We start from the raw sequence: 14,021 nt of genomic DNA, 5'->3' as shown, positions 1-14,021 counted from the left end.
GCCGGCGATGAGGCCAGCTCAGGAGAACACTGACCATTCATCCCCCACGGTTGAAATCCTTCCCCCCACCCCCATATGAGTCTGCATCAGGCACTTTCGCCCCGCTGCGTGGAGACTCTCCCCTTGACCACCATCGTTTCTGTCCGCCGTAACGGCAAAGTCGTCATGGGTGGCGACGGCCAGGTATCCCTCGGCAACACCGTGATGAAAGGCAACGCCAAGAAAGTGCGCCGCCTGTACCACGGCCAGGTCATTGCGGGCTTCGCCGGTGCCACCGCCGACGCATTCACCCTGTTCGAACGCTTCGAAGGCCAACTGGAAAAACACCAGGGCCACCTGGTACGTGCCGCTGTCGAGCTGGCCAAGGAATGGCGTACCGACCGTTCCCTGAGCCGCCTGGAAGCCATGCTGGCCGTGGCCAACAAGGACGCCTCCCTGATCATTACCGGCAACGGCGACGTGGTCGAACCCGAAGACGGCCTGATCGCCATGGGTTCCGGTGGTGCCTACGCCCAGGCCGCAGCCCGCGCCCTGCTGAACAAGACCGACCTCTCGGCCCGTGAAATCGCCGAAACCGCCCTGAACATCGCCGGCGACATCTGCGTGTTCACCAACCACAACCTGACCATCGAGGAGCAGGACCTGGCCGACTGATTCAGCTGTTCTGGCGCCCCGTCCCGGTGATGGGGTTTTTCCACGCTGAATCATCTGCCCAAGGACCGTACTGACCATGTCCATGACCCCCCGCGAGATCGTCCACGAACTCAACCGCCACATCATCGGCCAGGACGACGCCAAGCGCGCCGTGGCCATTGCCCTGCGCAACCGCTGGCGGCGCATGCAGCTCCCGGCAGAGCTGCGTGCCGAAGTAACACCGAAGAACATTTTGATGATCGGCCCGACCGGTGTCGGCAAGACCGAAATCGCCCGTCGCCTGGCCAAGCTGGCCAACGCGCCGTTCCTCAAGGTCGAAGCCACCAAGTTCACCGAAGTGGGCTACGTGGGCCGTGATGTCGAGTCGATCATCCGTGACCTGGCCGATGCCGCGCTGAAGATGCTGCGCGAGCAGGAAATCATCCGCGTGCGCCACCGCGCCGAAGACGCTGCCGAAGACCGTATCCTCGACGCCCTGCTGCCACAGGCGCGTGTCACCAGCTTCAGCGAAGAGGCCGCGCAGACCAGCAGCGATTCCAACACCCGCCAGCTGTTCCGCAAGCGCCTGCGCGAAGGCCAGCTGGACGACAAGGAAATCGAAATCGAGGTGGCCGATGCCGTAGGCGTCGAAATTGCCGCGCCACCTGGCATGGAAGAAATGACCAACCAGTTGCAGAGCCTGTTTGCCAACATGGGCAAGGGCAAGCGCAAAGCCCGCAAGCTGAAGGTGAAAGAAGCGTTGAAGATGGTTCGCGATGAAGAAGCGAGCCGCCTGGTCAACGAGGAAGAGCTCAAGGCCAAGGCCCTGGAAGCGGTCGAGCAGCACGGTATCGTGTTCATCGACGAGATCGACAAGGTTGCCAAGCGTGGCAATGTGGGCGGTGCCGACGTGTCCCGTGAAGGTGTACAGCGCGACCTGCTGCCACTGATCGAGGGCTGCACCGTCAATACCAAGCTGGGCATGGTCAAGACCGACCACATCCTGTTCATTGCCTCGGGCGCATTCCACCTGAGCAAGCCAAGCGACCTGGTGCCCGAGCTGCAAGGCCGCCTGCCGATCCGCGTGGAACTGAAGGCACTGACCCCGGAAGACTTCGAGCGCATCCTGCAAGAGCCGCACGCCTCGCTGACCGAGCAGTACCAGGCCCTGCTGAAGACCGAAGGCCTGAACATCGCGTTCCAGGCCGACGGCATCAAGCGCCTGGCCGAGATTGCCTACCAGGTGAACGAGAAGACCGAGAACATCGGTGCACGTCGCCTGCACACCCTGCTTGAGCGTTTGCTTGAAGAGGTGTCGTTCAGTGCTGGCGACCTGGCCAGTGCCCATGACGAAACGCCGATCCAGATCGACGCGGCGTATGTGAACAGCCACCTGGGTGAGCTGGCGCAGAACGAAGACCTGTCGCGTTACATCCTGTAAGGGACAAGCCTCAAGCTGCAAGCGACAAGCTGTTCGGTGTCGCTTGCAGCACCGCGATGCATGATTTTCCCCTGATGGCTTGAATATCACTTCTTGTAGCTTGAAGCTTGCAGCTTGTCGCTAAGAAGAGATTCTGCCCATGGCCCGCCTGCCCACCGCCATCAACCTGCACAAAGCCTCTAAAACCCTCAGCCTCACCTACGCCCCCGGCGAGGTCTACACCCTGCCCGCCGAGTTCCTGCGCGTGCATTCCCCCTCTGCCGAGGTCCAGGGCCACGGCAACCCCATCCTGCAGTTCGGCAAGGTCAACGTCGGTTTGATCGGCCTGGAACCTGCCGGCCAATATGCACTGAAACTGACCTTCGACGACGGCCATGACAGCGGCCTGTTCACCTGGGAGTACCTTGAGCAGCTATGCCTGCGCCAGGAACAGCTGTGGGCCGAATACCTCGACGAACTGCACAAGGCCGGAAAATCCCGCGACCCTGCCGAATCAGTGGTCAAACTCATGCTCTAGCGCAAGACCTGCAGGGTTTAGAGCGCATTTTCTAAATTCATCTGTTTGAATGACTTACAGACAGCCCAGTGAAGGGCTGTCTTGCGCATTACATGAAAGTCGGGTAACCAATGGGTGTGGCAAGTTCCCTGCATCATTTTGCAGGCAGTCAGAACCCCCGCAGCACCGCTGTTCCTTATCACTGGTCACCCGAGTAGCAGTACCGGGCCAAGGGCTGCGCGCCGGCCAAAGCAACCGGTACTCGTCTCAGGACAACGGAGCGTCGTAGATGAGTAACAAGAACAACGATGAGCTGCAGCGGCAGGCCTCGGACAACACCCTGGGGCTGAACCCGATCATCGGCATTCGCCGCAAGGACCTGTTGAGCTCGGCACGTACCGTGCTGCGCCAGGCCGTGCGCCAACCGCTGCACAGCGCCAAGCATGTGGCCCACTTCGGGCTGGAGCTGAAGAACGTGCTGCTGGGCAAATCCAGCCTGGCCCCGGAAAGCGACGACCGTCGCTTCAATGACCCGGCCTGGAGCAACAACCCGCTGTACCGCCGCTACCTGCAAACTTACCTGGCCTGGCGCAAGGAGCTGCAGGACTGGATCGGCAACAGCGACCTGTCACCCCAGGACATCAGCCGCGGCCAGTTCGTCATCAACCTGATGACCGAAGCCATGGCGCCGACCAACACCCTGTCCAACCCGGCAGCGGTCAAACGCTTCTTCGAAACCGGTGGCAAAAGCCTGCTTGACGGGTTGTCCAACCTGGCCAAGGACATGGTCAACAACGGTGGCATGCCCAGCCAGGTGAACATGGATGCCTTCGAAGTGGGCAAGAACCTGGGCACCAGCGAAGGTGCCGTGGTGTTCCGCAACGATGTGCTGGAGCTGATCCAGTACAGCCCCATCACCGAACAGGTGCGTGCCCGCCCACTGCTGGTAGTACCGCCGCAGATCAACAAGTTCTACGTGTTCGACCTGAGCCCGGAAAAAAGCCTGGCCCGCTACTGCCTGCGTTCGCAGCAGCAAACCTTCATCATCAGCTGGCGCAACCCGACCAAGGCCCAGCGCGAATGGGGCCTGTCCACCTACATTGATGCGCTCAAGCAAGCGGTCGACGCGGTGCTGGCGATTACCGGCAGCAAGGACCTGAACATGCTCGGGGCCTGTTCCGGCGGCATCACCTGCACGGCACTGGTAGGCCACTATGCCGCCCTCGGCGAGAACAAGGTCAATGCCCTGACGCTGCTGGTCAGCGTACTGGACACCACCATGGACACCCAGGTCGCGCTGTTCGTCGACGAGCAGACCCTGGAGTCGGCCAAGCGCCATTCCTACCAGGCCGGCGTGCTCGAAGGCAGCGACATGGCCAAGGTGTTCGCCTGGATGCGCCCCAACGACCTGATCTGGAACTACTGGGTCAACAACTACCTGCTCGGTAACGAGCCGCCGGTGTTCGACATCCTGTTCTGGAACAACGACACCACGCGCCTGCCGGCCGCCTTCCACGGCGACCTGATCGAAATGTTCAAGAGCAACCCGCTGACCCGCCCGGACGCCCTGGAAGTGTGCGGCACAGCCATCGACCTGAAGCAAGTGAAGTGCGACATCTTCAGCGTTGCCGGCACCGCCGACCACATCACCCCGTGGCAATCGTGCTACCGCTCGGCGCACCTGTTCGGCGGCAAGATCGAGTTCGTGCTGTCCAACAGCGGCCACATCCAGAGCATCCTCAACCCACCAGGCAACCCCAAGGCACGCTTCATGACCGGCGCCGACCGCCCGGGAGACCCGGTGGCCTGGCAGGAAAACGCCACCAAGCACGCCGACTCCTGGTGGCTGCACTGGGAGACCTGGTTGAGTGAACGTGCCGGGGAGCTGAAAAAAGCCCCGACCCGCCTGGGCAACCGCGCCTATGCCGCCGGCGAAGCGGCACCAGGCACCTACGTTCACGAGCGCTGAGTTGCGTTGCCGTGGCCGCCATAGGCGGCCACGGCACTTTTTTCACGACAGAGTCGAACGCATGCCGGAACCCTACATCTTCAGGACCGTCGAACTGGACGACCAATCCATTCGCACCGCCGTCCGCCCGGGCAAGCCGCACCTGACCCCGTTGCTGATCTTCAACGGCATCGGCGCCAACCTGGAGCTGGTGTTTCCGTTCATCGAGGCACTGGACCCGGACCTGGAAGTCATCGCCTTCGACGTGCCCGGGGTCGGTGGCTCGTCCACTCCGCGCCACCCTTACCGTTTTCCTGGCCTGGCCAAGCTGACCGCGCGCATGCTCGATTACCTGGACTACGGCCAGGTCAACGCCATCGGCGTGTCATGGGGCGGCGCCCTGGCCCAGCAGTTCGCCCACGATTACCCGGAACGCTGCAAGAAACTGGTGCTGGCCGCCACTGCTGCGGGCGCGGTCATGGTACCGGGCAAGCCCAAGGTGTTGTGGATGATGGCCAGCCCCAGGCGCTACGTGCAGCCGTCGCATGTGATCCGCATTGCGCCAATGATCTACGGGGGTGCCTTCCGCCGCGACCCGGACCTGGCCATGCACCATGCGTCCAAGGTGCGCTCCGGTGGCAAGCTGGGCTACTACTGGCAACTGTTCGCCGGCCTGGGCTGGACCAGCATCCACTGGCTGCACAAGATAAACCAGCCAACCCTGGTGCTGGCCGGCGACGACGACCCGCTGATCCCACTGGTCAACATGCGCCTGCTGGCTTGGCGGATACCCAATGCCCAGCTACACATAATTGACGATGGCCACCTGTTCCTGATTACCCGGGCCGAGGCCGTCGCACCGATCATCATGAAGTTTCTCCAGGAAGAACGTCAGCGCGCGGTCATGCACCCGCGCCCCGCCTCTGGCGGTTGATTGTCGCTGCCCAGGCATCGGGTAAGACGAGGGAGTGTTGCCATGACAGACAAACCGGCCAAAGGAACGAGAACGCTCCCCGCCACCAGCATGAACGTGCAGAACGCCATACTCGGCCTGCGTGGGCGCGACCTGGTGTCGACCCTGCGAAGGGTGGGCCGCCACGGCTTGACCAACCCTGTGCACACGGCCCGACACCTGCTGGCGCTCGGCGGCCAACTCGGTCGCGTGATACTGGGCGACTCGCCCTACCAGCCCAGCCCACGTGACAGCCGCTTCAGCGACCCGACCTGGAGCCAGAACCCGTTCTACCGGCGCAGCCTGCAGGCCTACCTGGCCTGGCAGAAACAGACCCGCCTGTGGATCGACGAAAGCCACCTGGATGACGATGACCGGGCCCGTGCGCACTTTCTGTTCGGCCTGATCAATGACGCGCTGGCACCGAGCAACTCGCTGCTCAACCCGCTGGCCGTCAAGGAGCTGCTGAACACGGGTGGGCAAAGCCTGGTGCGTGGCGTGGCGCACTTGCTCGACGACCTGCGCCACAACGACGGCCTGCCGCGCCAGGTGGACGAACGCGCCTTCGAGGTCGGTGGCAACGTGGCTGCAACGCCCGGCGCAGTGGTGTTTCGCAACGAGCTGCTGGAGCTGATCCAGTACAAGCCGATGAGTGAAAAACAGCACGCCCGGCCTTTGCTGGTGGTGCCGCCGCAAATCAACAAGTTCTATATCTTCGATTTGCAGGCGCACAACAGCTTCGTCCAGTACATGCTCAAGAACGGCCTGCAGGTGTTCATGGTCAGTTGGCGCAACCCCGACCCGCGCCACCGCGAATGGGGGCTGTCCTCGTATGTGCAAGCCCTGGAAGAGGCACTCAACGCCTGCCGCAGCATCAGCGGCAACCGTGACCCCAACCTGATGGGCGCCTGCGCCGGCGGGCTGACCATGGCCGCATTGCAGGGCCACCTGCAGGCCAAGCATCAATTGCGCAAGATCCGCAGCGCCACCTATCTGGTCAGCCTGCTCGACAGCAAGTTCGACAGCCCGGCCAGCCTGTTTGCCGACGAGCAGACCGTCGAGGCCGCCAAGCGCCGCTCGTATCAACGGGGTGTGCTGGACGGCGGCGAGGTGGCGAGGATTTTCGCCTGGATGCGCCCCAACGACCTGATATGGAACTACTGGGTCAACAACTACCTGCTGGGCAAGGCCCCGCCCGCCTTCGACATCCTCTACTGGAACGCCGACAACACACGCCTGCCGGCAGCGCTGCACGGCGACTTGCTGGACTTCTTCAAGCACAACCCGCTGACCCACCCGGCAGGCCTTGAGGTGTGCGGTACGCCCATCGACCTCAAGCAGGTCGACCTGGACAGCTTCACCGTGGCCGGCAGCAACGATCACATCACCCCATGGGACGCCGTGTATCGCTCGGCCCTGCTGCTCGGTGGCGAGCGCCGCTTCGTACTGGCCAACAGCGGCCACATCCAGAGCATCATCAACCCGCCCGGCAACCCCAAGGCCTACTACCTGGAAAACCCGAAACTTCCGGGAGACCCACGCGCCTGGTTCTACGAGGCCACACGCAGCGACGGCAGCTGGTGGCCCTTGTGGCTGGAGTGGATCACCCCGCGTTCCGGCCCGCTCAAGGCGCCGCGCACCGAGCTGGGCAACAGCACGTATCCACCGCTCGGCCCGGCGCCAGGCACCTATGTTCTGACCCGATGAGCCAGACAACTGGATGAAGACCCGCGACCGTATCCTCGAATGCGCCCTGCAACTGTTCAACCAACAGGGCGAACCGAATGTATCGACCCTGGAGATTGCCAACGAGCTCGGCATCAGCCCGGGCAACCTGTACTACCACTTCCACGGCAAGGAGCCATTGGTGCTGGGGCTGTTCGAGCGCTTCGAGGAAGCGCTGATGCCCTTGCTGGACCCGCCCCTGGAAGTGCGCCTGGACGCCGAGGACTACTGGCTGTTTTTGCACCTGATCGTCGAGCACATGGCCCAGTACCGCTTCCTGTTCCAGGACCTGTCCAACCTCACTGGCCGCCTGCCCAAGCTGGCGCGTGGCATGCGCAGCCTGATCAATGCGCTAAAGCGTACCTTGGCGGCGCTGTTGGCCAGCCTCAAGGGCCAGGGGCTGGTGGAGAGTGAGACCCAGGCGCTGGGGCAACTGGTGGAGCAGATCACCCTCACGCTGATGTTCTCGCTGGATTACCAGCGGGTGCTGGGGCGCGAAGGGGATGTGGGGATTGTGGTGTATCAGGTGATGATGCTGGTGGCGCCGCATTTGCAGCCCCAGGCACGGGCGGCGGCGGAGCAGTTGGCGGTGAAGTACCTGGAGGGGTAGGCCTGCTGGTTCGGCGGTGCGGCCTTCGCGGGCACGCCCGCTCCCACAGGTAGATCACGGCTCTGGAGCACTGTGATTTACCTGTGGGAGCGGGCAAGCCCGCGAAGCAGGCGACGCGGTATCAGATCAGGGTACCGGTGCCGGTTGGAGCCGACGGTGTGCTGCTGGTCGGCGCGGCGGTAGGCGCCGGGGCCGCGGTTGCAGCAGGAGCTGCGCTGGCCGTTGGCGCTGCAGGCTTGGCAGCTGCCGGTTTGGCAGGTGCTTTTTTCACTGCTGGCTTTTTCGCCGCAGCAGGTTTGGCTACTGCCGGTTTAGCCGCAGGCTTGGCGGCGACAGGCTTGGCTGCAGGTTTCGCCGCTGCAGTCTTGGCTGCCGGCTTGGCCGCCGCGGTTTTTGCCGCAGGCTTGGCCGCCGCAGTCTTGGCCAGTGGCTTGGCCGCTGCCTTGCTGGCTGCCGGCTTGGCCGCCGCAGTGCGCGACGAAATCGGCGTAACCGAAGCACCGGTCAGTTTCTCGATCTGCTTGGTCAGGCTGTCCACCTGCTGGTGCAGGGCCTTGATCTCGTTGCGGCTTGGCACGCCCAGGCGCGAGATGGCGCTGTTCAGGCGCTTGTCGAAGGCCTCTTCGAGTTCGCTCCATTTGCCCAGTGCGCGGTCCTTCACGCCAGACACGCGCGAAGTGGTGGACGACTTGGCGGTTTCAGCCACGTCTTCAGCGGTTTTCTTCGCCTGCTTCTCGGCCTTCTCGCCATCCTTCACCAGCGAGTCGAACAGCTTCGGGCCGTCCTGGTCGATCTTCGAATAGATTCCCAGCCCCGCCAGCCAGATCTTGCGGGAGTACTTCTCGATCCCGCCGACCCAGGAGCTGCCTTCTTTTTCGGTGTTCTTCTTGCCAGCCATCCTGCTCTCCTTATGGTTTGTGCGCGACGCGCTCAAGCAGCTCGTGCAGCTGTTCAAGCTTGACCGACAACGCCTCAACGTCATGTTTAGACGGAATGCCCAGGCGATTCAAGGCGCGTCCTACCCGTGCGTCGAAAGCTTTCTCGATCTTGTCGAGTTGAATTTCTACCTTGCCGCGTACGCGACTGACTTCTTCAGCCGCTTCGTCGATCTGGCTATTGGCCGCATCAAGCTCTTTGTCGATGCGCTTCTTGCCACGTTTTTCGACGCCTTCGCCGGCCTTGACCAGCTCCTGGAAGTAGTCGGAGCCCTCTTGACCAACACGGGCGTAAGCGCCAATGCCCGCCAGCCAGATCTTGCGCGCGTAGCCGCGCACCTCGCCCAAGGTGCCTTGGGCGTCGTCCTTCTTCTTCACATTCACTTTGGCCATGCTCTGTACCTCATGTTCATGAGTGGAGGGATGAACCGCCCATGGAGGTTGGGCTTGAGCATAAGGTAGGGAGATGAATTAGAAACTGCACCCTAAGATCAGCACACTGATCTATCTACCGCAGTTGCTCCAGGCTGGCGCTCCAGCATTCGGCTGACTTTTTCCGGAGCCTTTGCCATGCCCCCGTCACCGACCACGCCGCCCCTCTCGTTCAGACAGTTGGTAGCCAAGCAGTTCGCCAACCGCCCCCGCTTGCGCGAAGTCATTGCCGCCGCTGCCTTCGACGCACTCGCGGCACGCTACCCGTGGACCCGCAAGAACCATCCGCAGCTGCAGTCGCTGGAGGGCTTCAGCATTCTGCCCGGCCCGGGTGAAACCTCACCGGCACAACCAGCCAACCTGATCGACACATTGCTTGAGCACTTTCTCACCGGCCAGCCCATGGCGCTCAAGCCCACGGACCAGCTCAGCCTGGCCCCACCTGTCATCTTTCGCCCCCAGGAAGCCGCACCGACCATCGACATTCGCATGGCCGACCTGAACACGGCCTTCGACGATATGCTGGCGACGCTCTGCGAGGCATTTCAGCAGGCACAAGTCAGTTTCTGGAACAGCTGCGAAGGTGACTCGGAGGTCGCCCGCCTGCGCTGGATGCAGCAGTTGCTCAAGGCCGCACTGCTCGCAACGCTGGAGCGCCAGGGCCTGGATAGCGATCAGAAGACCTTGCTGTACGCCATGCTCGCGCAAACCGGCACATCGGCAAACGTGCAAGGTTTGCAGGTTTCGTTCAACACCCAAGGCAACACCGTTCAGCAAGTACTGCCGGACCTGCTCGTCACTGGCAAAAAAGACACTCGCGATCTGGTCTTGTGGTGCAAGCCCTCTGGCACTGTACGTGGCTTCAAGGGGCTTGGCGCCTTCGCGGTTGCCCTGCGCGACGAGCTTTCCGAGCACCATGGGTTCGACACGATGTCCTGGGCCTGCACGGCATTGGCCGAAGACCCGTTCGGCTATCAGGCCCGGCAACTGCTGAACGCAATGCTGCAACAGATAGACCGCGTGCAACTTGGCGGTATCGATAAAGCCAGTGATCTGGAGGGGGTGTTCAGCCGGCTGAGCGATCCTTCATCGACATTCCCGGCATGCTTCCAACTCGAGCAATCGACACCCGCGATCAAGCTGCCTGGCTGGCTGGAGAACGCCACGGTGACAGATCGGTTCCAGTACCACATGGCGTTGCTGGAGCTGTCGGCAGAGCACATGCTTGTACACGGTGAATCGTCGCTGGACGGAATCGAAGATTTGCAGCAATTCACCGCTCGCCGCCTGCGCGAGCAGATGCGTGATGACCATCCAGCCGAGCTGCCGTACAACCCTGATCAGGTACAGATCACGATTTCACAGGTGGTGCACACGTCCTCCGCGGGGCCAGCGACACTGGAGTACCTGAAAACCATCAGCCTGACCACACTGGCCATCTCACGCCTGCCCATGGGCAGTGATCAGGTCGCCTCGGCCATTCAATTGGCCGACCAACAGGCGCAGAGCAGCTGGATGAGCCTTGATTATGTCCATGCCCTGATCAATGCCGTGGACGTTGGCGGCCACTATCCGCAATTTGTTCACGACCAGTTGCAAGCCGGTGCCGACACTGCCAACCGTCGCCGGCGCTTTGCCCAGGAATGGCGTGGTGCCCTGCTGCTGAGCGCGTTACAGGCAAAGATTGGCGGGCAGCTGAGCGAGCGTACCTGGCAAGCGATCGCCGACTTTTGCCGCCGTAAAGCCGACACCAGCGCACCGCTCAACCTGGCGCCACTTGCATTCAATTGCGTGCCGGGTGGCCCGAAAGCCAACCAGGTGCATGGCATGTTCGTCATCGAGGTGCCGGCCACTGCGGCCTGGGTGCTTTACCGCCCCATGGCCAAAGCGCAGGCCGTCAGGCAGTTCGACAGCCGCAGCCAATTGATGACGGCCATCCGCACCGAGCAAGCCCTGCAACAAGACATCCTCACCTGGCTGGATGACGACGCCCAGCCCATTTATGCCAATGACGGCTTCACCCACCCGCACCTGCATGCCCGCCTCACCGAACTGGCGCACCTGCTTGGGCCCACTTCCGCGCTGGCGGCTGATGCCATTGAACAGTTGAGGGCCCCCGTGACCCTGGCCTTTACGCCATGGGCCGATGATCTGGACCCGATGATGTTTCAAGCCAGGGCCGACCTGCTCTTGTTGCTGGCTTCACGGCAGAGTGTTTCCAACGCCCAGCAGCGCTGGGCGCTGGTCGTGCAGTTCGCCTGGCTGGCGTTCAACACGGCCACGCCCCTGCTGCGAGGGCCTGCCGGCCTGGTTGCCTGGTTGGTCGCAGCCCTGCTCGGCATCAAGAATGACCTGACCGCATTGACCCACGGCAGCACCGCAGAACAGCTGCTCGCCGGGGCCGACATTCTCCTGAACCTCGCCATGCTGCTGGCCCATGGGCCAACGACTGCCAACCCCGAAGCTGAACCCGAAACGCCACTTCACCCTGGGCCACGCCGCAGCCCCGGGGCATTTGCCAAGCAGCCACCGGAACAGACAACCTGGCTAGCCCTTGCCGAGCAACCTCGACCCGCAGCGCTCAATGTCAGCCAATGGGGGCGCAACCAGCGGCTCGGCAACCTGCCCCATGACGCCCGCGCGGCCCTCGACACCTTGCGTGCGAAGGTCAATCTGCACGGGCACAGCGCAATGGCCAGCGGCCGTCTGCGTGGCTTGTACAAGGTCGACGAGCGTTACTACGTAAAATTGCAGGGTGTCGCCTTTGAAGTTGAAGAGCGCTGGAACAGCGTACGCATCATTGGCCCGCAGGTCAGCGAAAGCGAATGGTCGCAGACCTGGGGCGCAGAGCCGGACGGCTACTACATGGCTGACCGCGAACGCAGCAACGGGCCCTGGCTGACGCGCTGGAACGGCGAATGGATGCTGGACCTGCACTTGCCGGGCGGCATGCCGAAAACAGCCAAGGCGCTGATCGATGAAAAGAAAGAAGCCTTCCAGAAAATGCTGGACAGCCGAACGGCAAATGACAGGAAACTCGCCAGTACGGATACGTTCCTCGATGGCTACCTGGAACGGGTGAAAGCCTATGACCAGGCGCACCTGGCCTTCGAGAAGTCCCTGGATGATTACCCCGGCGTCGCATTCCACAACCTGCCGGAAGAACTGTACGAACAGCGCCAGGCACTGCTGACGCTGCGCAACGAGGCGCGTGCCAGCCTCAATGTACTGGCACTTACCTACGAAAAACAGGCTGGGCTGATCCAGGAGCAGGCACAGCTCTACGCCAGCATGAGCGACCCGAAATACGCCAGGTTCGACCCCAAGGGCGCTGCCTCGTTCGCCCGTGGCCAGTGGTGGGAGCAGTTGCTGACCGCCGACCTGCAGCAGCTGCGCCGGCTGCTCGACATGAATGACTATGAAACGCTCAAAAACCTGTCGCGCCGCCTCGTGCAACTGCCTTTCGGCCAGGAGCAGGCACAGTTGTATCTGGACTACAGCAAGCAGGTCGAGACAGCACTGGGTATCCATAGACGTGTCTTCAACGTCAGCCAACGCCTCGACCAGAACCTTGGCGAGGCACTGAAAGACGGGCAGATCCAGTTCCCCGGCAAGCGCAAAAAGCTCGACACCATCATCAACCACCGGCGCTACTCGACCCTGATTGTCCGCGCCCAGATCCTGAGCGACCTGGTTCAACTGGTCGTGAGAAGGGACCAACTGACCGCAGAGAACTTCGAAAGCACCCTGCTCGCGCAGACCAACCTGCGCAGCAGGCATCTGCATGAAGCGCTGCTGAGCCATGACAGCCTGGCTGCGGCCAACCTGAAACCAGAAGAGCAGAAAGAGCCGCTGGAGAGCGCGTTGCGCGAATACAAGCTGGCACGGGGCAATGCCGAATATCTGCTGTCACGCGACATCCCGGCGGTGGACAGCAGCAAGCTCGATGCATACATCAGCGAGCTCGATGCACTGATAAAGCTGGCGGAGGATGACCTTGCCTTCGCTTCTGCGGCGGCCGACACCCAAGATGCCGTGTTCGAACAATCTCTGACCCACAAAGTGCGCCCCGTCAGGCGCAAGGTAATCCGCACCAGCCGAGGCCGGGCCCTGGTCGTCGAAGAGGCTGAGGAGGGCAGCGAAACCGTGCAGACCGACCCGCTGACCGAACAGACCATATCGCGCTATCAGCAACAGGGCGAGCATTGGGAAGCCGTGCCAGAACGGGTGCCCGCACCTGACTACGCTCGCCTGCGTGGTACCGGCAATGACCTGCTGGCCCAGAAAGCCGCCAGGGTCGCCCACGCCTCCCTCCATCTGGACGGGCCAAACAGCCTGGCAGACCTGCTTGATTTCTATGTACAGGACATGTCGGAGGTCGCCCTGCAGTTGCGAACCGGCCCGGAGCAAGGGCATTCACTGGCCGGCCGGCTGGAGCAGGCGATTGACGAAGTAAAGGCAGAAAAACAACGCCTGCTGACCAGCGCCTACCTTGGCACCCAGCACCCGGACAGCAAAGCCTTGCGTTTCCTGGTGGAAGCAGACGAAGTCGAGATCAGGCTCAGCAAAAGCCGCAAGAAGCTCAAGGCCAACGACTATCTGGATGTCTATGACATTTACCGCCTGCAACCCAGGCAGAAGCTTTGGGAGGCGCATTTCCACTATACCAGCGCCACTGCCAATGCCCGGCGGTTTGCCAAAGGGCATTTGAAGTTCCCGGACGCCATGAGCCGTGACGAGCGGTTGCAACGGGCACTGGCACCCACGGAGCGCTATCAGATCTATCGGGGTGACCTGCGTCTGGAGCAGATCGAGGACCTTGTCCCGTTCCCCGACAGCTGACAGCAGC

10 protein-coding genes are annotated in these 14,021 nt (G+C 62.3%); 8 read left to right on the top strand and 2 right to left on the bottom strand.

Going from position 1 to position 14,021, the window contains the following annotated elements:
* Positions 1-123: 123 nt before the first annotated feature.
* From hslV to ACIQUI_RS08805, 7 genes are all read left to right on the top strand, one after another.
* Complete coding sequence (hslV, locus tag ACIQUI_RS08835) at positions 124-654, top strand: ATP-dependent protease subunit HslV (RefSeq protein ID WP_003249309.1); 531 nt, start codon at positions 124-126, stop codon at positions 652-654.
* Positions 655-730: 76 nt separating this feature from the next.
* Complete coding sequence (hslU, locus tag ACIQUI_RS08830; protein WP_403197213.1) at positions 731-2,074, top strand: ATP-dependent protease ATPase subunit HslU; 1,344 nt, start codon at positions 731-733, stop codon at positions 2,072-2,074.
* A 139-nt stretch (positions 2,075-2,213) separates the two neighbouring features.
* Positions 2,214-2,591, top strand: a complete 378-nt coding sequence (locus ACIQUI_RS08825) for a gamma-butyrobetaine hydroxylase-like domain-containing protein (protein ID WP_403197211.1) — start codon at positions 2,214-2,216, stop codon at positions 2,589-2,591.
* A 268-nt stretch (positions 2,592-2,859) separates the two neighbouring features.
* Entirely contained in the window at positions 2,860-4,539 is a 1,680-nt protein-coding gene (phaC, locus tag ACIQUI_RS08820) for a class II poly(R)-hydroxyalkanoic acid synthase (protein WP_403197209.1), read from the top strand.
* A 61-nt stretch (positions 4,540-4,600) separates the two neighbouring features.
* Positions 4,601-5,452, top strand: a complete 852-nt coding sequence (phaZ, locus tag ACIQUI_RS08815; RefSeq protein WP_403197207.1) for a poly(3-hydroxyalkanoate) depolymerase — start codon at positions 4,601-4,603, stop codon at positions 5,450-5,452.
* Between the two features lie 42 nt (positions 5,453-5,494).
* Positions 5,495-7,177 carry a class II poly(R)-hydroxyalkanoic acid synthase gene (gene phaC, locus ACIQUI_RS08810; protein ID WP_403197205.1) on the top strand — a complete coding sequence of 561 codons (1,683 nt, stop codon included), beginning with the start codon at positions 5,495-5,497 and terminating at the stop codon, positions 7,175-7,177.
* 13 nt (positions 7,178-7,190) lie between these two features.
* Positions 7,191-7,805 (top strand): TetR/AcrR family transcriptional regulator, encoded by a 615-nt coding sequence (locus ACIQUI_RS08805; RefSeq protein ID WP_403197202.1) that lies wholly within the window; start codon positions 7,191-7,193, stop codon positions 7,803-7,805.
* Positions 7,806-7,926: 121 nt separating this feature from the next.
* Here the strand turns inward: ACIQUI_RS08805 and ACIQUI_RS08800 are convergent, their stop codons facing one another.
* Positions 7,927-8,703, bottom strand: a complete 777-nt coding sequence (locus tag ACIQUI_RS08800; RefSeq protein ID WP_403197199.1) for a phasin family protein — start codon at positions 8,701-8,703, stop codon at positions 7,927-7,929.
* A 10-nt stretch (positions 8,704-8,713) separates the two neighbouring features.
* Positions 8,714-9,133, bottom strand: coding sequence for a phasin family protein (locus ACIQUI_RS08795; protein ID WP_403197197.1), 420 nt, complete (start codon positions 9,131-9,133; stop codon positions 8,714-8,716).
* 177 nt (positions 9,134-9,310) lie between these two features.
* Between ACIQUI_RS08795 and ACIQUI_RS08790 the strand changes: the two genes are divergently transcribed.
* Positions 9,311-14,014, top strand: a complete 4,704-nt coding sequence (locus ACIQUI_RS08790) for a hypothetical protein (protein WP_403197194.1) — start codon at positions 9,311-9,313, stop codon at positions 14,012-14,014.
* The last annotated feature ends 7 nt before the right edge of the window (positions 14,015-14,021 follow it).

Origin of the sequence: Pseudomonas sp. NPDC090592 (assembly GCF_044769185.1) — a bacterium.
In the GTDB taxonomy this organism is placed as follows: domain Bacteria; phylum Pseudomonadota; class Gammaproteobacteria; order Pseudomonadales; family Pseudomonadaceae; genus Aquipseudomonas.
The sequence above is the reverse complement of the archived record's forward strand: the minus strand, read 5'-3'. Positions and strand labels throughout refer to the sequence as shown.